The 24,421-nt window shown below is 54.3% G+C and carries 22 protein-coding genes; 8 read left to right on the top strand and 14 right to left on the bottom strand.

The annotated features are described in order from the left end of the window. The first annotated feature begins 193 nt into the window (after positions 1–193). A complete protein-coding gene (locus tag PKO01S_RS20100; RefSeq protein WP_127533232.1) occupies positions 194–1,087 on the top strand; it encodes a DMT family transporter in 894 nt (297 codons plus the stop codon). A gap of 94 nt (positions 1,088–1,181) precedes the next feature. Here PKO01S_RS20100 and PKO01S_RS20095 read toward each other — a convergent pair whose 3' ends face one another. Continuing rightward, complete coding sequence (locus tag PKO01S_RS20095) at positions 1,182–2,678, bottom strand: RCC1 domain-containing protein (protein ID WP_127533231.1); 1,497 nt, start codon at positions 2,676–2,678, stop codon at positions 1,182–1,184. Between the two features lie 148 nt (positions 2,679–2,826). Continuing rightward, on the bottom strand, positions 2,827–4,353 hold the full coding sequence (locus tag PKO01S_RS20090; protein ID WP_127533230.1) for an MDR family MFS transporter: 1,527 nt from the start codon (positions 4,351–4,353) through the stop codon (positions 2,827–2,829). A gap of 243 nt (positions 4,354–4,596) precedes the next feature. Here PKO01S_RS20090 and murI point away from each other — a divergent pair, with 243 nt between their 5' ends. Continuing rightward, positions 4,597–5,391: a glutamate racemase gene (gene murI / locus PKO01S_RS20085; RefSeq protein WP_127533229.1), complete on the top strand. Its 795-nt coding sequence runs from the start codon at positions 4,597–4,599 to the stop codon at positions 5,389–5,391. 150 nt (positions 5,392–5,541) lie between these two features. Here the strand turns inward: murI and PKO01S_RS20080 are convergent, their stop codons facing one another. The 3 genes from PKO01S_RS20080 to PKO01S_RS20070 form a co-directional block, all read right to left on the bottom strand. Continuing rightward, complete coding sequence (locus PKO01S_RS20080; protein WP_127533228.1) at positions 5,542–6,438, bottom strand: hypothetical protein; 897 nt, start codon at positions 6,436–6,438, stop codon at positions 5,542–5,544. Beyond that, on the bottom strand, positions 6,425–7,477 hold the full coding sequence (locus PKO01S_RS20075) for a helix-turn-helix transcriptional regulator (RefSeq protein ID WP_307719843.1): 1,053 nt from the start codon (positions 7,475–7,477) through the stop codon (positions 6,425–6,427). Before PKO01S_RS20075 ends, PKO01S_RS20080 begins: the two co-directional genes overlap by 14 nt. A gap of 127 nt (positions 7,478–7,604) precedes the next feature. Continuing rightward, entirely contained in the window at positions 7,605–8,324 is a 720-nt protein-coding gene (locus tag PKO01S_RS20070) for an NAD-dependent epimerase/dehydratase family protein (protein ID WP_246070654.1), read from the bottom strand. A gap of 216 nt (positions 8,325–8,540) precedes the next feature. Between PKO01S_RS20070 and PKO01S_RS20065 the strand changes: the two genes are divergently transcribed. Together PKO01S_RS20065 and PKO01S_RS20060 are read left to right on the top strand one after the other, a co-directional pair. Beyond that, on the top strand, positions 8,541–10,208 hold the full coding sequence (locus PKO01S_RS20065) for a fibronectin type III domain-containing protein (RefSeq protein WP_127533227.1): 1,668 nt from the start codon (positions 8,541–8,543) through the stop codon (positions 10,206–10,208). Positions 10,209–10,388: 180 nt separating this feature from the next. Then, the gene (locus PKO01S_RS20060; RefSeq protein WP_127533226.1) at positions 10,389–11,147 is read left to right on the top strand and encodes an exodeoxyribonuclease III; all 759 of its coding nucleotides are present in this window, start codon (positions 10,389–10,391) and stop codon (positions 11,145–11,147) included. A gap of 81 nt (positions 11,148–11,228) precedes the next feature. Here the strand turns inward: PKO01S_RS20060 and PKO01S_RS20055 are convergent, their stop codons facing one another. After that, positions 11,229–11,579 carry a DUF4190 domain-containing protein gene (locus tag PKO01S_RS20055; protein WP_164779683.1) on the bottom strand — a complete coding sequence of 117 codons (351 nt, stop codon included), beginning with the start codon at positions 11,577–11,579 and terminating at the stop codon, positions 11,229–11,231. 253 nt (positions 11,580–11,832) lie between these two features. Between PKO01S_RS20055 and PKO01S_RS20050 the strand changes: the two genes are divergently transcribed. Further along, the gene (locus PKO01S_RS20050; protein WP_164779682.1) at positions 11,833–12,504 is read left to right on the top strand and encodes a DUF2306 domain-containing protein; all 672 of its coding nucleotides are present in this window, start codon (positions 11,833–11,835) and stop codon (positions 12,502–12,504) included. Positions 12,505–12,577: 73 nt separating this feature from the next. Here PKO01S_RS20050 and PKO01S_RS20045 read toward each other — a convergent pair whose 3' ends face one another. From PKO01S_RS20045 to PKO01S_RS20020, 6 genes are all read right to left on the bottom strand, one after another. Beyond that, the gene (locus PKO01S_RS20045) at positions 12,578–13,456 is read right to left on the bottom strand and encodes a carbohydrate ABC transporter permease (protein ID WP_127533223.1); all 879 of its coding nucleotides are present in this window, start codon (positions 13,454–13,456) and stop codon (positions 12,578–12,580) included. A 10-nt stretch (positions 13,457–13,466) separates the two neighbouring features. After that, complete coding sequence (locus PKO01S_RS20040) at positions 13,467–14,348, bottom strand: carbohydrate ABC transporter permease (protein WP_127533222.1); 882 nt, start codon at positions 14,346–14,348, stop codon at positions 13,467–13,469. A gap of 113 nt (positions 14,349–14,461) precedes the next feature. After that, the gene (locus PKO01S_RS20035) at positions 14,462–15,778 is read right to left on the bottom strand and encodes an extracellular solute-binding protein (protein ID WP_127533221.1); all 1,317 of its coding nucleotides are present in this window, start codon (positions 15,776–15,778) and stop codon (positions 14,462–14,464) included. Positions 15,779–15,890: 112 nt separating this feature from the next. Then, complete coding sequence (locus PKO01S_RS20030) at positions 15,891–16,679, bottom strand: response regulator transcription factor (RefSeq protein WP_127533220.1); 789 nt, start codon at positions 16,677–16,679, stop codon at positions 15,891–15,893. After that, on the bottom strand, positions 16,676–18,442 hold the full coding sequence (locus PKO01S_RS20025; RefSeq protein WP_127533219.1) for a sensor histidine kinase: 1,767 nt from the start codon (positions 18,440–18,442) through the stop codon (positions 16,676–16,678). The genes PKO01S_RS20030 and PKO01S_RS20025 overlap by 4 nt, the downstream gene beginning before the upstream one ends. A gap of 457 nt (positions 18,443–18,899) precedes the next feature. After that, positions 18,900–19,352 carry an SRPBCC family protein gene (locus tag PKO01S_RS20020; protein WP_127533218.1) on the bottom strand — a complete coding sequence of 151 codons (453 nt, stop codon included), beginning with the start codon at positions 19,350–19,352 and terminating at the stop codon, positions 18,900–18,902. A gap of 149 nt (positions 19,353–19,501) precedes the next feature. On the opposite strand from PKO01S_RS20020, the gene PKO01S_RS20015 reads away from it, so the two are divergent. Further along, positions 19,502–20,326 carry a helix-turn-helix domain-containing protein gene (locus PKO01S_RS20015; protein ID WP_127533217.1) on the top strand — a complete coding sequence of 275 codons (825 nt, stop codon included), beginning with the start codon at positions 19,502–19,504 and terminating at the stop codon, positions 20,324–20,326. Between the two features lie 147 nt (positions 20,327–20,473). Here the strand turns inward: PKO01S_RS20015 and PKO01S_RS20010 are convergent, their stop codons facing one another. Continuing rightward, entirely contained in the window at positions 20,474–22,312 is a 1,839-nt protein-coding gene (locus PKO01S_RS20010) for an AAA family ATPase (protein ID WP_127533216.1), read from the bottom strand. Between the two features lie 304 nt (positions 22,313–22,616). Beyond that, positions 22,617–23,045: an Lrp/AsnC family transcriptional regulator gene (locus tag PKO01S_RS20005; protein WP_127533260.1), complete on the bottom strand. Its 429-nt coding sequence runs from the start codon at positions 23,043–23,045 to the stop codon at positions 22,617–22,619. Positions 23,046–23,185: 140 nt separating this feature from the next. Between PKO01S_RS20005 and PKO01S_RS20000 the strand changes: the two genes are divergently transcribed. After that, complete coding sequence (locus PKO01S_RS20000; RefSeq protein WP_127533215.1) at positions 23,186–23,938, top strand: MBL fold metallo-hydrolase; 753 nt, start codon at positions 23,186–23,188, stop codon at positions 23,936–23,938. Continuing rightward, positions 23,928–24,368 (top strand): GNAT family N-acetyltransferase, encoded by a 441-nt coding sequence (locus PKO01S_RS19995; protein ID WP_246070653.1) that lies wholly within the window; start codon positions 23,928–23,930, stop codon positions 24,366–24,368. The genes PKO01S_RS20000 and PKO01S_RS19995 overlap by 11 nt, the downstream gene beginning before the upstream one ends. Positions 24,369–24,421: the final 53 nt, after the last annotated feature.

The raw sequence follows: 24,421 nt of genomic DNA, 5'->3' as shown, positions 1-24,421 counted from the left end.
GCGTCACTTCCGCCCGCAAGGCATCGTTCAGACACCGAATGATGCCTTTTCCAATGAATAGCCGAGGAATCGAGTCCTCGTCCCGCAGCTTCCAACTATTACATGGCAAGTTCGTTATCACTTATTCGGCCGGATGTAGTAGTATTACAAACGGTACCTTTTTTATGATACTAGCAGGGAGATTACACTAGCTATGAATTCAGTCCGCAAGCCTGCCGTTGCTTACGAGCTTCTATTCGTCATCGGCATAATCGCTATTTCATTCTCTTCTATATTCGTGCGCTGGTCCAGCGCAGACGCTGCCGTTACAGCCATGTATCGGCTCTATCTGACCAATGCGCTTATGCTGCCTGTGCTGTGGCGCTACCGCCAGGAATGGCTGCGCCTGACCCCGAAGCAATGGTGGCTGCTCGGCGCGTCCGGCCTCATGTTGGCACTTCATTTTCTGCTATGGATGGCTTCGCTTAGTTATACGACCGTCGCCAGCTCGACTGTCATTCTAACGCTCGAGCCGGTGTTCGTCATGATCGCTTCCTTCCTGCTGTTCGGCACGAAAGCGAACCGGATGATGCTCATCGGCATAGGCATCGCAATGGTCGGTTCGGTCATCATCGGCTCCGGCGACTTCAACCTGTCCGGCGATGCGCTGCTGGGCGATGTGCTGTCGCTGCTCGGCGCAGCCGCTGTAGCCGTCCATATGATGATCGGCAAGCAGCTTCGCAGTGATGATGGGATTAGCGCATTCGTCTACAATTTCACTGTATTCTTCATGGCCGCATCGTTTCTAGCGCTATATAACGTCGTCCGCGGCAACCCGTTCATCGGCTATAGCGGGCAAGACTGGGGCGCTTTCCTGCTCCTTGCGATTGTACCGACGCTATTCGGCCATTATTTGTTCAATTGGCTGCTGAAATATATGCACACAACGGCCGTCTCGATGTCGGTGCTGGGCGAGCCAGTCATCGCATCCGTACTCGCTTGGGCGCTGCTCAACGAGGCGCTGACCGCCTACCAAGCGGCCGCCGGCCTCCTTATCCTGTTCGGCGTGTGGCTGTTTATCCGCCACGGGAAAGAAACGCATGCTTAACCAGCCATCCCGCTTGACGCACATAAATTGCACATGAGCACAACCAATCCAAAAAGGCGATGCAAGAAGGTTTCCCTTCCGCATCGCCTTTCTTCTACTGCTGAATTCTCACCGCACGGGTACCAGCGTCCCACTCTACTGCCGCTCCGACCGACTCGCTTATCAACCGCAGCGGCACGAATATCGATTCGTTGACGAAGATCGGCTTCTGATCCGATTCAATCATACGGCCGTTCACCGTCGTCACGCCGGTAACAGAGTTCAGCACCACCTTCGTATCTCCATAGACCGCAATAGCCGAACGAGTCTTTACATCCCACGATACGGATAACCCCATTTTCTCAATAATGCCTCTTAGCGGAACATAGGTCGAACCCTCCACAATAAGAGGCGGACTGCTCATCGGAACTTCTGTGCCATTCAAAAAGACGCCAATGGAGTTCAGAACAAGTCCCGGCTTCCATACGTTCCTGCCGATTACGCCTTGGCCGCTCTGACCGAACGCATTCCACCCCCACGCGAGTACCGTCCCGTCCTGAAGCAGGACGTACGTGCTGCCGCCTCCTTCCGCTACGGCAACGGCATTCTGAATGCCCGGCACTTGCGACACGACAAGAGCCCCTCCATCCCACTTCCATTGCCAAATCGTTCCGTCTGCCTTCACACCAGAACCGCCTGCAATGGAAACGATATCGCTTAAGCCTTGGACCTGAACCGGACTTAGCAGCTTGGTGCCGGGAATCACCCCGTTCTCATCGTTCATCCACACCCATACCGTACCATCGCTTCTTATCGCTGCCCCCTCGTGCATGTAATTCAAAGCAATAGCCTTATATTCTCCATTCCCCTCCAGGAGGGTCGGTTTGCGCACGAGACGTTCAGCTGCATTGGCTGATCCCCACTCCCATATTTCACCGCCGTTGCCGAGTGCCAGAGAATCGCCTCGTCCAGCAGAAATGGCGACAATAGCCGGCAATCCTTTCACTTGCACCGGCTTCGTCTGATTCGTTCTTGAGCCGTCACCCAGCTGTCCCTGCTCATTGCCGCCCCACCCCCAGACCGTCCCATCCTTGCGAAGCGCAAGGCTGTGGTCGTCGCCCGCTGCAACAGCGATAATGTCGCTCAATCCTGCCACTTGGACAGGCGAAGCCGCTATTTCTTTCGGTGACTGCTTGCCATTGCCGAGCTGGCCATGCTCGTTCCCGCCAACCGCCCACACAGTACCGTCTTCCTTCAGCAGCAACGTATGCCGGTATCCGCCGGATATCGTTCTCACATGATCAATCTGCAGTTGAACCGGCGTGTAGGCCGGCGCCGTCGAGCCGTTGCCGATCGAACTGTAACCGCCGCCCCACGCCCAAGCCGTACCGTCTTCTTTCACAGCGTATGCGCTGGCATCTCCTCCGGAAATTTGTTTTACTCCGTTGAAAACTTTGCCTTCCTGTACCGCAGCCGAAGGCGAAGGCGAAGCAATCGCAGACTTCTCTGCCGATGCCGCCGAGGCGGACACCGCGCCAATCATAACACTCGCCGCCACTACCGCAGCCGCCGCTAATCTGAATCTCTTCCCGTGCTGAATATGTAAGATCACAACGCTCACCCTCTATTCCGTATTTTGACAAAATAGTTAGACGAAGCGATCCAAGAAGAGGTTGCACAACTTTCAATTAATATTTTGAACGAAGCAAAAAGAGCGCCGCCAGGCGCTCTCCCTTGAACCCGTAGTGCGAACTTGCCGCTTATGCCTCAGCCTTCACGCTGCCGCCTGCACCAGCAGTCTCACCGGCCTTGTTCGGCGACAGCACCTCTCGCTTCATGAACCAGCAAATGATGAATGCGGCGACCGAGAACACGGCAGCGACCATGAACAGATTGTTGAATGCATCGGCGAAGACGGTCTTCACCTGAAACAGTACGTCAGTCGGCAGATTCTGCGGTATGCCGCCGCTTACGATCGTTTCACCTGTATCCGCAGGCAGCGTGCCGCCAAGTCCGGTGATGCCGCTCTTAATATGACCCGCCAGCAAGCTGCCGAATATGCTAAAGCCCATCGTCGCTCCTAACGATTGAAACAGCTGAACGGTCGACAGCGCCACGCCGCTGACAGCCGGATCGACCGACTCCTGCACGATCAGATTGTCGCCGCCGAACAATGCGCCCATGCCGACGCCAAGAATAAAACAGCTCGCGATAATATATAACGCCGACGTGTCGGCCGTTAGATACGTTAACATGAAGAATCCAATGATCGGCAAAATGAACGAAACAATAAACAAATTACGGTAGGGCACTTTCGTAATGATAAATCCGTTCACAATACTCGCCGGTACGGCGCCCGCCATGAACGACAGCAGCATATAGCCGGATGCGGTCGGAGTCAGCCCCATTACATTTTGCATATAGAGAGGAAAAGTCGCCATGCCGCCCATTGCGCCAAGCATGAAGATGAACACGAGCAGCGATAGGACGACGACCGTTCGATTGCGGAATAGATGAAGCGGAATAATCGGCTCCTTCGCTTTCTGTTCGACTCGGATGAACAACGCCAGCATGACCAGCGACAGAGCAAGCAAGCCGATAATGACCGGTGAGGACCACGTGTATCCTTGCGTATCAATAAGCACAGGAGCGAGCAGCAAGGACATTAGCGTCAACACGAGCGAGAAAGCGCCCGCCCAGTCGATCGATCTCTTCTCCGTCCCGACCGATTCGCGCATACCGCGTGCGAGAACGGCTGCAGCCAGCAAACCGACCGGAATGTTGATCAGGAAAATCCAATGCCAGCTGACATGGCCAACCAGATAGCCGCCTACCGTCGGCCCGAGCAGCTGCGGAATAATCATAAGCGGCCCGATGAGGCTTTGGATTTTTGCCCGCTGCTCCAGCGGGTACGTATCGCCGATAATAACGAGCGAGAGCGGCATCAGCCCGCCCGCGCCGATGCCTTGGATGCCGCGGCCGACCAGCAGCATCTCCATTGAATTCGCCAGCCCGCTGACGACCGAGCCGGCAATGAACAGCGCCATACAGTACAGATAGACTTTTTTGCGCCCGTACAGATCCGCAAGCTTGCCGATGATGGGCATGAACATCGTAATGGCAAGCATATACACGCCGGACACCCAGCCGTACAGCGACAGACCGTGCAGCTCCCTTATAATGGTCGGCATCGCCGTCGAAACGACCGTCTCGTCCAGACCCGAGAAGATGAGTCCGAGCAGCAGGCCGATCAACACGAGCGTTTTGTTATTTTCTTGACCCCGCATGATTGATCCCTCATTTTTGATCGAATATTGAGCCGTATCTCTGAGCTTGCATCACTGTAATATACATTAATGGAATGCCATAGAATCATCATCCGCCTCCAGAATGATCATCCACTCATTCGATAGAGCAGGGAACAATAGGCTGCAGGTATTATCCCTTTTACACCTTGCCGTGGAGAGGCTTACGGAGTATGCTGAATAGAAGAGGACAAAGAAGACTACATAGATAGGAATCGATAACTCATGACGATTGGATTCTTCGATTCGGGCATCGGCGGACTGTCGGTACTAGCGGAATCGCTCCGCAGACTTCCCGATCAAGATTATCTCTATATGGCAGATACACTGCATGTTCCGTATGGCCCCAAGTCACAAGATGAAGTAAAAGGCTATGTGTTCGAAGCTGTTGAGCGGATGATGCAAGAAGGCATTGATGCGCTCGTCGTCGCCTGCAATACGGCAACAAGCATCGCTGTCGAAGAACTGCGCGAAATGTACGACTTGCCGATCGTCGGCATGGAGCCGGCCGTCAAGCCGGCTGTTGAGATGAACCGCGCCACGGGCAAACGAGTGCTCGTCATGGCGACGGCGCTCACGCTGACGATGCCGCGCTACTATGCGCTCATATCGAGGGTGGACGATGGCGGTATCGTCGATTCGCTGCCGCTGCCGGAGCTTGTCCCTTATTGCGAGAGCTTACAGTTCGATCCGGCTGTCCTAGAGCCTTATTTCCGAAGCAAGCTCGCTGCGTACAATCTAGACGATTACGGAATTATCGTGCTCGGATGCACGCACTACCCGTTCTATGCCGATATTCTTCGGAACGTACTTCCGCCGCATATTAGCATTGTTGACGGCAATGCCGGCACTATCCGCCGCCTGTCCGCCCTGCTGAACCGGTTCGGCATCGTCGGACACGGCAGCGGCCGCGTCAAATTTATGTGCACAGGCAATGAACCAGCCTATCTGGACAAAATGCAAACCGCCCTCGCCTTCGTCTCGGAGAACCTGGCGCGGCGCGAGGAAGCGGCCTTGTAGCACGCTGGCTTCCGTCATAACCAAAGAGGCCGAGAACGAGTGGAAGCACCGATGCTTCGACTCGTTCTCGGCCTTGTTTTTATCTGCGGTCTAATACTGTCCTGATCCTCAAATATGCAGCACCATCTGCTTTCCAGCCTGCCTGCCGCCCTACTCTATTCCATAGGAACGAAGCGTCCGCAGACGGTCGACCGTCTGCCAACCGCGCCACTCCTGCAAGCCAGCAGGACTGATTGCATCGAAGCTGATCGGCCAGCCTCCATCCTCTTGCTGCTCACCAACCAGCGCCTGCAAATGCCGCGCTACCTCTTCGTCCGTCGCAAACCGGCGGGCGTAGCTGTCTGCCGCCGGCGCCCAATCGAGCACTTTGTGCACGTAACCCGATGCGGACGGATCCTTCTCGATTGCGCCCGACCGGCTCAGCCACTTATCGAGAACCGGCCGGATACGTTCCGCGCGTTCCCGGTCCGGCGTCTGTTCGAGGAATGAAATCCACTGTACCGCGTCATGATAATGGTGCGGTTCCTCCCGCTCCAGACTATTCCATACGAATGAGACACTCCGCTCGAACGGTTCGCTCTTCGTCAGCTCCGGAAGCGCCTGCTGCTTATACAACAGGCCAAGCAGTCGGCCCGTCGGATTGATCGAAGCCGCATTATCGTTGTCCGTCGTCCACCACGGCATATGCGGGTAATCGTTCACGCTGCGCGTAACGAACGGCAGTCCGCCCGTTGGCAGCACGGCTGTCTGCAAATAACGGCCGATCCCCTCCATCATGGCCGGATCGAAATATCCGATCTCGTCCATGATCATGAGCGCCATCTCCGTCGGCACCGGCTGGCTGTGCGGACAACGGATGTCCGGCTCGAGAGCGTGTCCGAACCCGCCGTCGGCATTCTGGTAGGCGCGCAGCGCCTCGATGACCGCTTCCTTCGGTCCGCCTTCAAAATGATACTCGAATCTTCTTCGATCGAGCAGCCTCGCATTGTTATAAATGAACGACCTTGCCCGTGCCAGTGAATTGCCGGCTTGATTATTCAAGTCCATTCTCTCCCTCCGCGGGCCGGTAACGGTCCGCCAATTGATTGGACATCAGGTGCAGCTGGCGGCGAAGCTCCCGCGGCTCCACAACCTCCGCATCCATGCCGAGCGTAAAAAAGAGCCGGACTGCCCAGTTCCATTCCGAAGCCGGACACCTAAAATCAAGCTCCCACACATCTTCGGTCAGCTGCCTGACAAGTTCGCCGACATGTACGTCTTGCTCGACGATCAGCGCGCCGCGGTAAGTCAGCTGCGCCACGATTCGCGTATCCGCCGGAGCCGGATTATCTGCCTCTTCGCGGCTAAGCCCCACATCTAATCCTCCACCAGCCACAGCGGCCATACCGGTCTGCAGCTCTGCCGGAGCTGCGGTGCCGGCAACCGATTCGAAGCGGTCTGCCCGGAATGTACGTACTTCGCCATGTCCGGCGGAGTACGCCTCGCAGTACCAGAAGCCGTGCGCCGTATAAACCCGCTTCGGATGCAGGATCAGCTCGCTGCGCCGCCGCTCCGAGCGGTACTGTCCCCGTATCCACTCGCCTGCGGCCGCATAACGGATCAACGCATCCAGATGAGGCGCCGATACTCTGCGCTCCGGCACCTCGAGCTCCACCTGCCGAAGCAGCGGCTCGATCTCCGTCAACGTTCGCGCCGGCATTGCCGCCCTCAGCTTATCAAGCGCTGTCCATCTCGCGCGGTTGAAAGGCGAATCCGTTAGCTTGGTCGTCGCCTGGAGCGCGAACAGGACGGCCAGCGCTTCCTGTGCATCCAGCTGAAGCGGAGGAAACGCATATCCTTCCATCAGCCGATATCCGCCTGCGGGACCCGACACAGCATACAGCGGGACTCCGATTTCCGACAGCGACTGCATGTCCCGCAGCACCGTCCTACGCGATACTTCCAGCTTGTCCGCGAGCGACTGCGCTGTCTCCTGGCGCTGCTGAAGCGCCATCAGGATCGCCATTAACCGGTCCGACCGCTTCACCGCTTCTCCCCCTCGTCCAATCCCATTATATCGGCCCATCAGTGACAGCTTGCCTGTCACCGATGCCAACAGCTGCCGCTACTATTTTTTCAACTGAATCCGGTCGCCTCACACGTTCCCCTCGTATACAGCCTCAAGGCTGCCACACCACATGTTAGCGCCATCAGCACTGCTCCGGTCTGCTGCCTTACTTCGCGCCTCCGGCAGTGGAATGCCCATCAGCCAACCGGATAATATCCGGGCACTCCAGCACCTTGCGGTCGTAACCGGCTGTTGCGGCATGAATCATCGCAAGCCCAAGCTGCCGCAGCGTCACGACATGCCTTGGCACAACGATCCGCAAGAGCGGATACAGCCACTTCAAAAAGCTGTAATACTTGTGCGCGTTGCGGAGCCCTTCCGTCGGGTGAATGTACCCCGGACGGAACATATAGGCGGCACGGAACGGCAGACGAAGCAAGTCGTTCTCCGTCTTGCCCTTCACTCTTGCCCACATCGTGCGCCCCTTCTCTGTACTGTCCGTGCTGCTGCCGGTTACGTAGGTGAATACCATATCCGGGTTAAGCCGCGACAGAACGGCCGCCGCATTCATCGTCAAATCATACGTCGCCCGGCGGTATTCTTCTTCCGTCTTGCCTACCGATGTGACGCCCAGACAGAAGAAGCAGGCATTGTAGCCCTGCAATTCATGCTCGATCGTCGTCCAGTCATAGAAATTGTCCAGCACGATTTCTTTCAGCTTAACGTGGCTTACACCGCTCGGTCTGCGGGTCACGACGAGCACCTGATCGACGCTCGGGTGGAGCAGGCATTCGTGAAGCACGCCTTCTCCTACCATTCCGGTTACCCCTGTTACAATGACCCGCAGCCTCTCATGATGCGCTTGATGTGCTTGATCCATCGGCATTGGCGCCGCCTCCCCTGCCAGCATAATCACTCGTCTTTCCGTCAGTATAAGGCGTTCGATGGGTGAATACAAACGGCTGATCACAGATGCCGGCAGACGAGAACGCCGGAGATTTCCACTCGTTATTAACAAACTATCCATGTCCAGCATATATCCCGCGAACATTCGGACAATATGATGTTCCCGTATTCATTTCAATAGCGAGAGGATGAGCTGATGTATTCGAATCGCCTTACACCAAAAAACCGCATATGGAAAGCCGCACTTGCTGGTTCGCTTGCCGCAGCAATGCTGGCCGGCCCGCTTCTGGCGCCGAAATCCGCATATGCCGCCAACGGAACACCGAATTACGAAGTGAAATTGAATTTGGACCCTGCGGTCGTTCTGGATTCCAGCCACAATCTGGTGAGCGCCGTGCGCACCCAATTCTCGACAGGCACTTCGACGAAAAACTTCAAAGTGCAGTACATGGATACCAACACGCAAAGCCTTCAATCGCAAGGCTGGAGCGAACGTATTCGCAAGCGGAGCGATCAAAGCACGCATGAGATTCAATACAAAAAAAGATACACGATCGCAAACGGCGATATTCATGCAGCACTCACACAAGCGGCAAGCGAAGGACTGGATTCCGGTGCGACAGGATTTGACTTCCAAGTCGACTGGGGCTATTCCAAGCAAACGCTCAGCGTTGATTATGAGAAAGACATTACGATATCCGGCTCGAGCGGCAGCGGCTTGAACATGCCTTCCGAAGCTACTTCCCGCACCGTATCGGTATCCAATGAACCGGCCAAATTCGCGAATTGGACAAGCACGGGATGGGGCACAACTCAGTTAAACAACTCCGTCGTATATGGCCCAGTCGATTTCAAGCGCTATGAAGGCACCTTCGATAGCCTGGACTTGGACATCGAGGTATGGACTGTTCTGAATGCAGCCAGAACCGGCACCGAGTACTGGGTAGAGGCTTCGTTCAAAACCGACAGCTTCAGCGAAGCGTCCTCGGAGCGCGCTGCGCTTATTAATTTGCTGAGCACCAAAGGATGGCTTGTACCGGAAGACGTGCTGCGGACAAGCTTGATCATTGAGCGTTATGCCCCAGCGCCGCCAACACCTGATACAACGGCACCTTCCGCTCCTGCGAATCTAACGGTTAGCGCAGTATCGAGCAGCCAAGTGAATCTAAGCTGGAACGCGTCCACCGACAACGTCGGCGTTACGGGCTACAACGTATACCGCGATGGATCACTCGTTGGCTCAACGTCGTCGACGGCATGGAGCAATACGGGGCTTAACCCTTCCACCGGTTATGATTATGTTGTCATAGCGACTGATGCGGCGCACAATGAATCGGCTGCCAGCAGCACTGTCCATGTGACGACGCCTGCGGCGGGCAGCGGCGGCACAGGCACGCTTTACTATAAAGTCGACGGCAGTACGGGCGCATATTTCGAGGCGGAATTATTCACCTCCAAGACCGGCAGCTTTATCGATGCAGCCTGCGCCGCATGCTCGAACGGACATGATATGGAGACGCCGAACGGCTCGGGCGACAGTTCGTCCAACCTGATTGCTTATAATATCACGGTAACGAACGGCGGATCTTTCTATATTCATCTGCTAAGCAGCGGAGCCGACACCAGCTCGGACAGCCTCAACGTTGCCATAGACAGCGGTACCGACAAACAAGTGACCACCACCTCGAACGGTAATTGGGCTTGGAAAAAACCGAGCAGTTCCATCTCCATCCCAGCGGGAACGCACACGCTCTATATTAAAGTCCGCGAGGACGGCACCAAGGTCGATAAAATCTATCTGTCGAAATCGAGTATGTCTCCGATCGGCTTAGGCGAAACCGCTCTTACCCCATCGTACCAATAACCTCCTTCCAGCCCCAATAAGCGCAAGAGGCACCCCTCCCCTGGGTGCCTCTTGCGCTTATTGGCTGATTGTTAGCTCCGAGAAGGTTGCCGCCCTTACACTTCCAACTGTCCTTCCCGCGGCAATCCGTGCTAAACTAACGGTTATATAAGCACACCGTGCAGCAAGGAGAACGACGCAATGAAACTAGTATCTTGGAACGTTAATGGCTTGCGCGCATGCGTAACCAAAGGTTTTCTCGACTACTTCCGCGAGATGGACGCCGATCTGTTCTGCCTTCAAGAGACGAAGCTTCAAGAAGGGCAGATTGAGCTGGAGCTGGGCGGGAGCTATTCGCAATATTGGAACTATGCCGTGAAGAAAGGCTACTCCGGCACTGCCGTATTCTCGAAGGTTAAGCCGCTCTCGGTTCGATACGGGATCGAGGAGGACAGCGAGGAAGAAGGGCGCATACTGACGCTAGAGTTCGAGCAGTTCTTTCTCGTGAACGTGTATACGCCGAATGCGAAGCGCGATCTGGCACGGCTCGGCTACCGGCTGGATTGGGAGGACCGGTTCCGCAGCTATCTGCTTCAATTGGACGAGCTGAAGCCCGTCGTCGTATGCGGCGACCTGAACGTCGCCCATCAGGAGATCGATATTAAGAACGCCAAGTCGAACATCGGCAATTCCGGCTTCACCGATGAAGAGCGGGGCAAGTTCACCGATCTGCTCGCCTCCGGCTTCGTCGATTCATTCCGCCATCTGTATCCGGACCGGGGCGACGTGTTCAGTTGGTGGTCGTTCATGCCGAAAGTGCGGGAGCGCAATATCGGCTGGCGAATCGACTACTTCCTCGTCTCTTCCAGACTCGCTCCGGCGATTGCCGAAGCCGAGATCCACTCCCACATACTCGGCAGCGACCACTGCCCGGTAACGGTGAACCTGACGCTGGAATAACAGATCCCGGTTCCCGAACATGAAACAGGCCGCAGGTTAAGTCTCGCCAGAGACCTAGCCTGCGGCCTATTGATTTATGTATTAGTTCGATTCGGCATTTTCTTTAATCGTGTCCAGAAAGTCCTGCAGTGTATCATAGTTGCTCAGCACATAGATCATCGTAATAATGCCGATGATGTACAAGATCAAGAACAGAATGGCGAATATAAGTCCGGTAACCGCCATGCCGCGGCCTTTGGCGCCTGTGCGCTTAATATCTCTGAAGGCAAGAATGCTATAAATGATAGCCAGGATCGAAGTTACGAATCCAACGTAAGGAACGACCCCCGCAAGGCCAAGAACCAATGCAGCAATCGCTTTCCCGCTTGTCTTTTGCCGTAACGGCTGATCATTCTGCGGAGAAAATCCATAATCATTCGGTTGATAATCCAAGGCGAAACCCCCTACGGAAATTTGGTATACATATCTATATTGTACCTAATATTTACTATCTGCTGCATAAGTTTATTCTAAAGATATCCAATGTCCGCGCTAGCCTGTCCTGCGGAAGCCGCCGTTAATCGCTTCATCCCTTCCCCCCGTCTCCAGACGGAGCCAATGTTCCGCCGATAGCCTATAGGAACGAAATGGAGAATAATGCTACAGTACATTCAGAATGAACTTGAGTGCAATGGAGGATAAGATTATGAAACAAAATGCGAAAGGTTTGACGGTCCCGCGCTGGGTATTCGGCTTGCTAGCCCTGTTGTCAGTCGGGATAGGCCTGTATGCTTTCGCTTTCTATGGATCTCTGGACAACGTACAGGATACCCCGTTCGCCGAGGATAAGGGCAGCCTGCCGGATGAGTGGCACATCTTTCTATGGGCGCATGCTGTCTCCGCAGGAACAGCCATCTTAATCGGATGGCTGCAGTTCGTGAAACGGTTCCGGCGCCGGACGGCGGCCGTGCACCGCGTTATCGGCTATATCTACTCCGTTATGCTGCTTATCGCAGGTTTGACCGGACTTTATCTCGCTTTCTACGCCAATGGCGGCCTTATTGGTCAAGTCGGCTTTGCCGCTCTGTCGGTCGCTTGGCTGTACACGCTGTTACGCGGGCTCAAAAGCATCATTGTTGACCGCCGTCCGCTCGAACACGGGCAATGGATGCTGCGCAACTACGCGCTGACTTGCGCCGCGATTATGCTGCGTATCTATGTGCCGATAGCAGCAGCATTCGGCGTCAGCGACACGAACGACTCGTTCACCGTCATCGCATGGCTATGCTGGGTGCCCAATTTATTGGTCGCCGAGATGCTCATACGCAGCAAGAACTCTTCGAATTATAGACGCGTCAATCCTCCGCTCGCCCGCTGACAACCAAAAAAGCCTCCTGCTCCACCATAAGGTGAATCAGGAGGCTTTGCACTATGCGGTCAAACAACGCGACTTAGCCTTTGACCGAACCCGCCGCGATGCCTTCTACGATCCGGTCGCTGAGGAACAGGAACGTAATGAGGATCGGCAGGATGCTGATCATGAGCGTTGCACCGATTGCACCCCAGTCGGTCGTGTATTGGCCGATGAAGTTTTGAACGCCGACAGTCAGCGTCTTGAACTTGTCAGAGCTGATGAACGTGTTCACGAAAATAAATTCGTTCCAGTTGTAAATCATGTTGATGATCGCCGTCGTAGCGATGACGGAGCTCGTCATCGGGAAGACAATGCGGAAGAACATCCGATTGACGGAGCAGCCGTCGATTACTGCCGCTTCTTCAACTTCCTTCGGCAGCGCGTAATAGAAGCCGAGCAGAATCATGATCGTAATCGGCATATTGAATGCCACATAAGTTAAGATGAGCGATGCCGGCTTATCCGTCAGATTCACATCGTTGAACATGCTGAACAGCGGAATAAGCGTCGAGTGGACCGGAATCATCATCGCCACCATGAACAGGCCGAGCACTAAGGAACTAAGTTTCCATTTCATCCGCGTTATCGCATACGTCACCAGCGAGGCGAGTACGACGGTAAGCAGTGTCGAGACGACTGTAATCCATACACTGTTTAAGAAATAGACATCAATGTTGCCCGCTTCCCATACTTTCTGGTAGTTTTCCCACCGAGGATGCGTAGGGATTGCGAATGGAGGAAGGTTGAACACTTCCTGATTATTTTTGAGCGAGAACAGCAACAGCCATACAAGCGGAAACAATTGCAGTACAGCTACAGCGATTAGTACGATGTACAGAATGGCGTAGCCGATCTTCTGCGCGAATGCCGCCTTAGGGCTCATCGCTCCCGCGTCCATTTGTCCGACGGACATCATGAAGCCCCCCTTACGAGTATTGAATCGTATCTTTCGTTTCGGTCAGTTTGCGAATAACCCAAGTTGCCACAAGACAGATGATAAGCAGAGCGAATCCAATTGCGCTGCCGTATCCGAAATCATAGGACTTGAATGCGGTACGGTACATGTAGGAAGCCATAACTTCACTCGCGCCGTTCGGACCGCCGTTCGTCATAACGTAGATCAGGTCGAAGTATTTCAACGAGCCGACAACTGCGAGCACGACCGTCACTTTAAGAACTTCCATGACGAGAGGAAGCTTAATTTTATACGCAATTTGAATGGACGTTGCACCGTCAATCTTCGCAGCCTCTTCAAGCGAGGTCGGAATGTTCTTCAGTGCTGCATAGTAGATGAGAATATAGAAGCCCGCATATTGCCACAAAATCGGAATGAACAGCGCGAACAGTACCAATGACGGTTCCGCCAGCCAAGCGGGTGGGTTGTCAACACCTAGTGATTCAAGAAGGGTATTCATAATACCGCTTGTCGGGTGATAAATTTTGAGCCAGAGCTGTGCAATTGCTACGGACGATAACAGCATCGGGATCAGATAAATTTTGCGGAACAGGTTCGCGCCTCTAAGCTTGGCAGCCAGAACCATCGCAATCGCAAGGTAAACAATTAGACTAATCAACGAGAATACAGCAAGCAGAAGCGAGTGTTTCGCGCTATCCCAGAATACACTGTCCTTCAACAATCGTTGGTAGTTATCCAAACCAACAAACTTCATGGATCCGATGCCGTTCCACTCATTCAGACCATAGTAACCGGTAAGAACGATCGGAATATAGACAACGGCCAAGATCAGAAGCAGAGAAGGCAGCACATACAAAGCAATCATTTTCTTATTAGACATTACTTTATCCATTTGGGCCGTCTCCTTTCCTTGTAAAATTAAAGGCGGACGGGCTCATCCGGTTATTAGGGCCGGATAAGCCCGCTGCCGCCCATGTCATTAAAGTTGCATTCGGCTAGCCGTTATTAGCTGCCTTTCTTAATTGCTGCGTCATGCTCATCCGCGAATTTCTCAGGCGTTGCCGCCTTGCCGAAGAGCGCTTGGATCATGTTCAGGTGCGTTTCTGCTGCGTTAGCTTTCATTTGTACGTCGGCAAACAGCGTGATGCTGCTCGCTTGGTTCATTTCATTGAACAGGTCGATATACAGCTGCGGCAGTTGCAGCTTCGACGTGTCGACTTTCGTAGCCGGGATGACGCCAGCGCCCGTTACCGATTGCTCGCCCCACTTCGATACGAAATACTCTACGAATTTCTTCGCTTCGTCTTTTACTTTGGAGTTCTCGGATACGAACAAGCCTACGCCCGGTCCGCCTACCCAGCTGTTTGCGTTGCCTTTGCCGCCGTCAACAGCAGGGAATTTGAAGAAGCCTACGCTGTCGCGGAACTCCTTCGGAATATCTTCGTTCGTCGTGAAGTTCGGCAGTTCCCACGTACCCATCAGGTACATAGCCGCGTTGCCGTTCAGGAATTCGGATTTAGCTTCTTCGTTCGACAGACCGTTGAAGCCTTTCACGAACGCTTTGTCGTCAACGAGCTTTTGCACTTCCGTTGCCGCTTTCGTCAGGTCTGCGTTTTTGAACGATTCTTCGCCCTTGATCGCTTTCGCAACCGTTTCTTGGCCCGCGAAACGTTCAGCCAGGTACATGTACCAGAGGGAGCCTGTCCAACGGTCTTTGTTGCCGAGTGCGATTGGCGCTACGCCGTTGTCCACGAGCGTTTTTACGACATTTTGGAACTCAGCATACGTTGTTGGAGCTTTCAGGTTATATTTCTCGAAAATCGCTTTGTTATAGTACACAGGTGCAATGTTGAACTCGAGCGGAAGTGCATACGTGCTGCCGCCGATGTTGTAAGCTTCCGTCGTGCCTGCTACGAATTTGTCCTTCAGCTCGCCGCCGAGCAGGTCGTCTACTGGAGCGAACAGCTTGCCGTCAACATAAGGTTGGAGGAAGCCCGCTGCCCATGTAACGCCTACGTCAGGCAGTTGATTGGAAGCAGAAAGCACTTTCAATTTGTTTTTATATTGCTCGTTGTCAAGCACTTCTTGCTTAATCGTAACGTTCGTGTGTTCCTTTTGATACTCGTTGATGATTTGGTTTACGATCTTGTTCTGACCTGCGGATACGCCTTCCGGCCACAGATGCATGAAGTTAACCGTTACCTTAGCGCCGGCTTCAGCTGCGCCGCCGTTATTTTCTTCATTTTCATTCTTACTGCCGCAACCAGCCGCAACCAGTACGAGGCAGAGGGTCAAGAGCAGCACCGTCCATTTTTTGAACACGTTTACAACCCCTTTTCTGAAAATAGTGTTTCTGTTTTTTCGACTGCAACACCCATTTTAGCAACGCAATGACAGCGATATAAGGGCAATGCAGTTGGGAAAAATACTACTTTTATTGGATTGTTTCGCCGGAGTCCGTTACATTCTTACGATATTGACCAGGGCTTACACCTTCTAGGGAACGAAATACCTTCACGAAATATTTGGCTGTCTGGTAGCCTACCTGCTCGGCAATTTCACCAACGGCAAGCCTTGTCGTCGCCAGCATTTCTTTCGCCCGTTGCACCCGCCTTCTCGTCAAATATTCGCTGAATGTCAGTCCGGTCTGCTCCTTGAACAAGACGCTGAAATAGCTGGCGTTCATAAACAAATAGTCCGCTATGTCACGCATCGTAATCGGCTCATGAAGATGTTCCTCCAAGTATTGAATTGCTTCTTGTACCTGGGTGCCGTATTTCCGGTCCTGACCTACCGTTTCCATCAGCTTCGTGTCCACCAGCTTCTCCATCTGCTCAATCCGCTGAATGTCTTCCTCCCGCTTCAATGCGAGTTCTACCGATTGGACCAGCTTAGTTTTGTCCAGCGGTTTCAACAAATATTCAATAACGCCAAACTTTAGAGCCCTTTGCGCATAGTCAAATTCAGGGTATCCGGACAGGATAATGACGACCGGCGGATGAGCTAATTGCTGCAGCTTCTCAACCAGATCCAGCCCTCCGATCTCTGGCATTCGGATATCCGTAATAAGCAAATTCACTTCATGCTCGGCAAGCCAATTCAGCGCCTCTACGCCGCTTGCCGCCGTCTCGATCCGATGGCGTCCAGCCGACCATGCTTCCAGCACCTTGCGGACGCCTTCCCTTGTTCTCGGTTCGTCATCGACAACCAATATTGTCTTCATACCGTTCGTCCCCCATGCTCATTAGGTATTTCGAAAGCGACAGCCGTGCCGTGTCTGACCTCGCTGCGAATATCCAATCCAGCCGAATCCGCCTCATAATAAAGAGTGAGCCGTTTCGATACATTGACGATGCCGACCCCGGTCCCTTTCGCAGAAGGATGACTCCGCCCTTGCTCGATCGCCTCCTTCAGCGACTGCAGCTTGTCTTCCTCGATGCCCGGTCCGTTATCAGACACTTCGATCCGGGTATAGCCCGCGCGTTCCGCCGGCCTAACACGCACGGTCACCATGCCTTTGCCCAGCTTCTGCTCCACGCCATGATTGATTGCGTTCTCGATGATGGGCTGGATGAGCAGCTTCGGAATCGGTACGCGGCGGCTTTCCTCCTCGGCTTCAATCCGGTATTCCAACCGGTCCATCATCCGCATGTCCATTATTTTCAGATAACGCTCCGCGTGGTCCAGCTCGTCTGCAATCGTAACCCATTCATCCTCATCCGCCCGCGAAATGACGTAACGGAACAGCCCGGACATGGCGACGACCAACTGAGCGAGCTCCTCTTCCCCTTTATCTTCAAGCGCCCAGAAGAACGCCTCGAGCGTATTGAACAGAAAGTGCGGATTGATTTGCGCCTGCAGCGCCTTCAGCTCCGTCCGGCTCTGGACAATTTCCTTCTGATAGACCACTTCGATAAGCTCGTTCAAGGATACCACCATCTGATTGTACGTATTGTGGAGCTCGTCGAGCTCCAGCGTACTGGATACGACAGGGATCGTCTTCAAATTGCCGAATCTCGCGAAGCGCATCGCTTTAATCAGATTCAGAATCGGGCGGGTAATCATCGTTGACAAAATAAACGTTAGGATAAGAAACAGCACGCCGCCGACGATGCCCGAGACGATAACCGCCGTGCGCAATATCGAGATGCCTTCGGTCGCGTACTTCTCCGGCGTCAGAATCATAATGCGCCAGCCGGTCGCCTCCGACTGATGTTGTACCGCGATATAATCTTCCCCGTTCATCGACACGGTTTCTCTGCTGTCAGCCAACAGAGACTTCACATCGACAACGCTGGCAAAGTCGGACACGATAATGTTGCCCATGCTGTCGAACAAGCCCATCGGCTCCCGTTCGGCCTTTCCGGTCATGCTGTCTGCGGGTGTATCGTTAAGCTCGAAATAGTGTTTATCCACCTGTACCATTAAATACCCGGCTTCGGCGAACGATTGGTCTACCAGCCGGATACGGCGCAGCGCGATGACGGAATCCGGATAGCTGGGGCTCGTTCCGAACCAGACGAGCTGGCCTTTGCCATCATCGGCGAGATGAATCCATTCCATCGGAACCCGTTTATTCAGACTGACATCTGTCAGCGGCAAGAGCATGCGGAGGTCGGGAGCGTACAGCTCCAGCGAACGGACGCCTGTTGTATACGCCTCCTGCTTGCGGGCTTCCCGCTGAATCAACTGCCGCTGCTCGAACGTTATTTCACGGCCCGAGGCTTCCTGTGCGAGAAGCTGCTGTACGGTCTCACTTGTCGCCACCTGCGCGGTGAACGTCTCGATCTGCCGGACGAGCACATCCAGCTTGCCGGACGCCTGAACGGCCGTCTGCTCAATATGCCGTTCTGCGTTGTTGCGCAGCAGCACTGATACTTGGTCATAAGTAAAATAGCCGACGGATGCCAATACGATAGCCATAACGAACATAAATCCGAGAAAAATTTGATTGCGAAGCGTATTCATGGTACGAAGTCTGCTCACGTCTTATGGACGCCTCCCCGATATCCCTATCTTTTTAGCAACTACTATACACAAATTGGGATGCCAATCACAAAATTTCTGCAATTTTTTACATCATAACACCCCCGCCGTGCGCGGGCGGGGCAGTCGGGCGGTATTTGCAAGATGGGTGTTTGGCGCATTTAAGTGCCTTTTGTCGTCTCTTATTGGGCTCGTTCGACGATTCCTGACGGATTTAAGAGATCTTGGAGGTCGTTTAATTGGGAAATTGTGCGTTGACGGGGCATGCGGGGGCATCTAAGTACCTTACGCCGTCTCTTATTTGGCTCAAACGCCGCAATATGCGGAATTAAGCGACCTTGGAGGCCGCTTAATCCGGGGTTCGATGCGTCAGCAGAGACTTGTGTGAATTTATGCAAAAAATGCCTTAAGCAAAACGCTGACAGCCGCGCTCTGCTTAAGGCATGTTCACTTACCGTTAATATCCGAAATCGAGCGCCTTGCCCGTCTCCACATAGGTTTTCAGACTGCTTAAGATCATTGGCCAGCTATTCTTCGTGCTCTCGTATGAAGGATGATTGTCCGGCCATTGATCGTTCACCAGCGTCAACTTCGTGCAATTGCCCACGGGCTCCAACGTAAGCGAGATTCTTGTCTCCAGCTCCGCATGATTGTCTCTATACGACGGGCCCGGATGCTCTGAGAAACTCATGACACGGTGCGGCTCGAATGCAAGCACTGTGCCGTAGACATGCACCGTCTCATCGCCGTCATTACCCGGTCCTATGTACCGGTATGGCGAGCCCGTCTCGAACGTCGATTGCAGAACACTGCCGAAGAAGACCGCTTTCGTTCCTTCTTCCGACAAATACACACTCCATATTTGCTCCGGTGTTGCATGGACATAAATCTCGTATTTAAGCTCTTCCATTCATGAATCCTCCCCATCGTTCATAAATGCATTGCGTGAACAGCATTGTTGCTGGTAGATTCAACTATACAGACGCCGGAATAGCAAGTATTGTAAAAACGCGACATCCAACTCTACGCTCCGGCTCAAAAGATTGGAGGAATTGCTGCTTGGAGCTCAAAGACCACTCTTCCGATAAGGGCATATTGAAAGCTGCTGCCAGCAAAAGCAAGTTCGAGCTGAACCGCTATGAGCCGTCTGCCGGCTTAGCGCCTTATATCGAGCATTTCTGGACGGTCCGCTACGACCTCACCGGCCAACCTCCGTTCCGCCAGACGATTCTATCGTTCCCGAGTGTCAACTTGTCCTTCGAGCAAGAGGGCGGCTCCTTCTTCACCGGGGTATACGGTGTTCCTCGAACCACTTATACGCGAGTCATCCAGAACGAAGGCATGGTGCTCGGCATCAAGTTCCGTCCCGGCGGCTTCTATCCGTTCTGGCAGCAGCCCGTGTCGCTTCTAACGGGACGGATATGCGAAGCAAGCGATCTTTTCGGCCCTGTCATTCAGACCCTGCAAGAGCAAATATGGCAGCAGGATAGCGGGGAACAAATGGCGAGGCTTGGCGAACGATTTCTGCTGGAGCGGCTTCCTGAGCCGGATGACAACGCGGAATTAACGGGCCGTATTATCCAGCTAGCGATTAACAACCGGGAGATGACGCGCGTCGAAGAAATGGCCGAGCAATCCGGCATGAGCGTCCGGGCGCTGCAGCGGCTGTTCTCCCGCTATGTCGGCGTCAGCCCGAAGTGGGTCATCCAGCGATACCGGATGCAAGAAGCAGCAGAGTTGCTCGAACAGGGAGGCGCCTTGGATTGGGCGTCCTTGTCCCAGCAGCTCGGCTTCTACGACCAGGCCCATTTTATTAAGACATTCAAAGCGATGATCGGCAAATCTCCCGATGCATACGTGCGAGATATTCCTCCGCCGGCCTAACGCATGCACGCGCCCAGAACAAACAACACCCCGGCCGCAGGCTCGAAACCTGCAACCGGGGTGGCTTTTTGTCAGCCGAAAGCGAGCTTGACGGTGTAACTTAAGTGCATTACCGCATCTACTATGGGGTACGGGAATACGAACCGCTTACCTGCGCCAGTAGCGGTCCGATTCCGGGCGGCCATCATCGTCCCCTCCCCCCTCTCCGTCTTCTCCCTCCGCCTCTTCTTCATCCTTACGTTCGTCCTGCTTCTGTTCCTCCGTATCCGCCTGCTCCTCATCCGCTGCAGTCGGCCGAACGCCGCGTTCCGGCTTCTCGAACTGAGCGAAAGACTTGACGGTCGGCGGCTCCGGCCGCGCGTGTCCGTACACCCCGATAAAGAGCTGTTCAATCTCTTCGCCCGTCAGGTCCCCCTGCTTCAGCAGCTCCGTCGCGATCAAATGAACAAATTCCGAATGCGATTCCAGCAGCTTCTTCACTTGGTTCATCTGGTCGTTCAACAGCTCATTAATTTTGGGGCGGAGCGCCCGGAGCCCTTCGACTCTAGACCCTAACGCCAACCAGCTGAACAGTTCGTCGCCCATGCCGACGATGCCCAGATAAGCGCCTGCCAGCTCCGTCGCCTGCCGAAGATCGGAAGTGACCCCGTTCAGCTTCTTGCCGAGGAACGTTTCCTCCGCCGCCCGTGCCGCCAAGCACACCTGAATCGCCGCGAGAATCTCGCTGTCGCTGCGGTTATAACGTTCGCTCATCGGCTTCGTTGCCGCGAGGCCGAGCGCCCCGCCGCGCCGGATAATCGTCACTTTCCATACCCGCTCATGCGGCTTGAGCAAATATTGCGCTACGGCATGGCCGGCCTCGTGATACGCCACGTTCCGCTTCTCGTCCTCGCTCATCGAGCGGAGCGGCTGCTTCAAGCCCCATTCGTACGTCTCCATCGCGACCCGGAAATCCGCATAGCCCGTCACTTTACCGCCGCGCTGATGCGCGATAACGACCGACTCGTTGACGATATGCTTGATCTGAGCCGGGCTGTAGCCGACCGTATCGAGCGCCGCCCGCTCCGGCGTCAGCGATACGCCGCGCCGCACCTTCTTCAAGTAATATTTGAACACGTCGACGCGGCCGTCGAAATCCGGGCTGTCGACCCACAGCTTCCGGTCGAACCGTCCCGGGCGAAGCAGCGCATCGTCGAGCACATCCGGCAGGTTCGTCGCGCCGATCGTTAACACAGCCGGGCGCTCCGCCTTCTTGCGCCGCAATCCGATCGAGCGCAGCAGCTTGGCGATTTTCGTATTGTCGAGGTTCGGCGGGTCCATCTGCAGCAGCAGCTCATTCAGCAGACCTGATCCGCCGCCCATTCCCATCATCCCCATCATGCCGCCCGCTCCGCCGCCCTGCCGCTTCATGCCGATCGCATCAATCTCGTCGATGAAGATAATGCAGGCGCCGTATATTCGCGCAAGCTTGCGGGCCTTCTTGTACAGGTTCATGACCTTCAAGTTGCCGACGCCAAAAAACATGTTCTGAAAGCTCGGTGCCGAGGCGTAAGCGAACGGAACCTGTGCCTCGTTGGCGATAACTTGGGCCAGATACGATTTGCCTGTACCCGGCGGACCGCACAGCAGAAGCCCTCGAACCGCTTCCCCTCCCATCGCTTTGAACGATTTCACGCCTCGAAGCAGCGTCACGATTCGCTTCGCGTTCTCGACGATTTCGGGATTGCCGCGATAGTCGTCCCATGTAGAGCCGGTCTCGCCCGGCAAGACCCAATACGTTCGCCCCCGCGCCAGAAACCAGAACAGCGCGACGAACTGGACGATCATGAACAGCATGGCGAATACGAGATTCAAGGCAAGACCAAGAAGACTGTAAGCGACTTCCCATGTTCTCGGCGCCCCGGACCACATGAGCAAGAAGAGGACTGCGATTACTGCAAGCCTAATAAACCATCTGCGCCATTTGATCGCTTGATAATCCTTCATGGTCTCCACTCCCGTAGCAATCGGATTCGATGAACAACCTTTCCTCATCGACACATCGCCGGCTGTCCGCTCAAGTATCGAAGCTCTATTTGATTACTACTATTTCTGAGGTTATAAAATAGAACATGAAGCTCCCGTCTTCGAATGTTACGTTTTGATTTCATGAATGAAAGCGATTGAAGCTGACATGGACAAGGCGGCGGAAATGCAAATATACAAAAAAATGCCGAGATCTCCGCAGCAGAGATCCCGGCACTACAAACATATGCGACTATACGATTCCATTCCATGCGTTCACAGCGTTCTATTTGATCGTCTCGATGGATAAGCTCAGACGATAGTTGGCGTGCTGAAGCAATTGTTCCAAGAAAGCGTTGAGCTCTGCTCCGCTGCGCAGCCGAACCCGCATCCAATAGCAGCCTTCCCCGCTCACGCGGTGCACCTCAGCTACTTCCTCCCGCGACTTAGCGAACGCGATGAACGACTGATGCGCCGTATTCGACTTCATAAAGATAATAAGAAAAGCATGCACCGTTAAGCCGATCTTATCCGGGTTCCAACGAAGCGTATAGCCTTCGATGACACCCGCATCCTGCAGCTTGCGAACGCGGGCACCAACCGCTTGTCCCGTCAGATGAACGAGTTGCCCGATCTCCTTATGTGAGCGCTGGGCATCCTCCAGCAGACATTCCAATATTCGCAAATCCACTTCATCAATCGATTGATTTATCATGGCTATGCCGTTTCCTTTCACCGTGAAAGTTAATTCCCCGTTATTCATTCGCCTGCTCGTAGGCGTACCGGGCCGTCTATGATACCATCCATATTATAGCAGAACAATCCAATCCCTTAAGATACAGGAGGCCGTAAAGGATGAAAATACAACTCGTTCGCCATGCCACGCTATGGGTGGAATATGCCGGCGTTAGCTTTCTAGTCGATCCGATGTTCAGCGAGGCAGGTGCGAACCCGCCGATCGTCAATACCGCGAATCCGGTCCGTAATCCGCTCGTTCCGATGCCGGGTCCGCTCGACCCTTGGCTTGCGCCCGACGCCGTCATTGTAACTCATTTGCACGCTGACCACTGGGACCGCGCAGCAGCCGGGACGCTGTCGAAGACGCTTCCTTTGTATTGTCAGCCCGGCGATCAAGAGACGATCGCCAAGGACGGCTTCACGCAAGTCACGGAAGTAAACACAAGTGTTACCATTCAAGGCATCACATTGACGAGAACAACGGGCCAGCACGGCACAGGCGAGATCGGACAGATGATGGGCAACGTTTCCGGATTTATTTTTCAAGCGCCAGGTGAGCCTGTGTTGTATATTGCCGGGGATACGGTCTGGTGTGATGACGTGCGGCAAGCTCTCGATACCTTTAACCCGGATATCGCCATCGTGAATGCCGGCGGAGCGCGCTTCTTGACCGGTGACCCGATCACGATGGATGCGGACGATGTCGCCGCTATCTGCCGCTACGCGCCAAATACGGAGATCGTCGCCGTGCACATGGATGCCATTAACCACTGCCATATAACGCGTGACATCCTGCGCGACAATCTGCAAGCAGCAGAGTTATTGGGGCAAGTGGCTCTGCCGCAGGACGGTGAGCAGCTTGTACGATAACCAAGAATTAGACCCTATCCGGCTGTCGACGGACCGCAGCTTGCTCGATGTTCCATATGTGTACCGGTATTTGCACGAGAATATGTACTGGGCCAAGAGCCTGACGTACGAAGCGTTCGAGCGCGCCGTTGCGCATTCCGCCGTCGTCGTTGCCGCTTATGACGCAGACGCGGACAATCGTCTTGCCGGCTTCGCCCGCGTCATCTCAGACTGCGCCACCTTCGCTTATTTAACCGACGTGTTTATTGTAGAACCGTACCGGGGGCGCGGGCTGTCGAAAAAGTTGATGCGGTTCATGATGAGTCATCCGGATTTGCAAGGACTGCGGCGGTTTGCACTGGTCACGAAGGACGCACACGGACTATACGAGCAGTTCGGCTTCCAGCCGTTGCATGACGCAGAGAAGTGGATGCAGATCAAAGGGAACTGACTCAGGGGAAGGCTTGGGTTGGGTTGGGTTGGGTTGGGTTGGGTTGGGTTGGG

The organism is Paenibacillus kobensis NBRC 15729 (assembly GCF_004000825.1).
Classification (GTDB): domain Bacteria; phylum Bacillota; class Bacilli; order Paenibacillales; family Paenibacillaceae; genus Paenibacillus_T; species Paenibacillus_T kobensis.
Note: the sequence above shows the minus strand (reverse complement) of the source record. Positions and strands in the feature narration are given on the sequence as shown.

Excerpts from the sequence above, each read along its gene's own strand:
- PKO01S_RS20040 (WP_127533222.1), bottom strand. The coding sequence starts at position 14,348 with ATGGATAAAGTAATGTCTAATAAGAAAATGATTGCTTTGTATGTGCTG.
- PKO01S_RS20070 (WP_246070654.1), bottom strand. The coding sequence starts at position 8,324 with ATGCCGATGGATCAAGCACATCAAGCGCATCATGAGAGGCTGCGGGTC.
- PKO01S_RS20060 (WP_127533226.1), top strand. The coding sequence starts at position 10,389 with ATGAAACTAGTATCTTGGAACGTTAATGGCTTGCGCGCATGCGTAACC.
- PKO01S_RS20080 (WP_127533228.1), bottom strand. The coding sequence starts at position 6,438 with ATGGACTTGAATAATCAAGCCGGCAATTCACTGGCACGGGCAAGGTCG.
- PKO01S_RS20045 (WP_127533223.1), bottom strand. The coding sequence starts at position 13,456 with ATGATGTCCGTCGGACAAATGGACGCGGGAGCGATGAGCCCTAAGGCG.
- PKO01S_RS20010 (WP_127533216.1), bottom strand. The coding sequence starts at position 22,312 with ATGAAGGATTATCAAGCGATCAAATGGCGCAGATGGTTTATTAGGCTT.
- PKO01S_RS20090 (WP_127533230.1), bottom strand. The coding sequence starts at position 4,353 with ATGCGGGGTCAAGAAAATAACAAAACGCTCGTGTTGATCGGCCTGCTG.
- PKO01S_RS20020 (WP_127533218.1), bottom strand. The coding sequence starts at position 19,352 with ATGGAAGAGCTTAAATACGAGATTTATGTCCATGCAACACCGGAGCAA.
- PKO01S_RS20000 (WP_127533215.1), top strand. The coding sequence starts at position 23,186 with ATGAAAATACAACTCGTTCGCCATGCCACGCTATGGGTGGAATATGCC.
- PKO01S_RS20030 (WP_127533220.1), bottom strand. The coding sequence starts at position 16,679 with ATGAAGACAATATTGGTTGTCGATGACGAACCGAGAACAAGGGAAGGC.
- PKO01S_RS20005 (WP_127533260.1), bottom strand. The coding sequence starts at position 23,045 with ATGATAAATCAATCGATTGATGAAGTGGATTTGCGAATATTGGAATGT.
- PKO01S_RS20100 (WP_127533232.1), top strand. The coding sequence starts at position 194 with ATGAATTCAGTCCGCAAGCCTGCCGTTGCTTACGAGCTTCTATTCGTC.
- PKO01S_RS20050 (WP_164779682.1), top strand. The coding sequence starts at position 11,833 with ATGAAACAAAATGCGAAAGGTTTGACGGTCCCGCGCTGGGTATTCGGC.
- PKO01S_RS20065 (WP_127533227.1), top strand. The coding sequence starts at position 8,541 with ATGTATTCGAATCGCCTTACACCAAAAAACCGCATATGGAAAGCCGCA.
- murI (WP_127533229.1), top strand. The coding sequence starts at position 4,597 with ATGACGATTGGATTCTTCGATTCGGGCATCGGCGGACTGTCGGTACTA.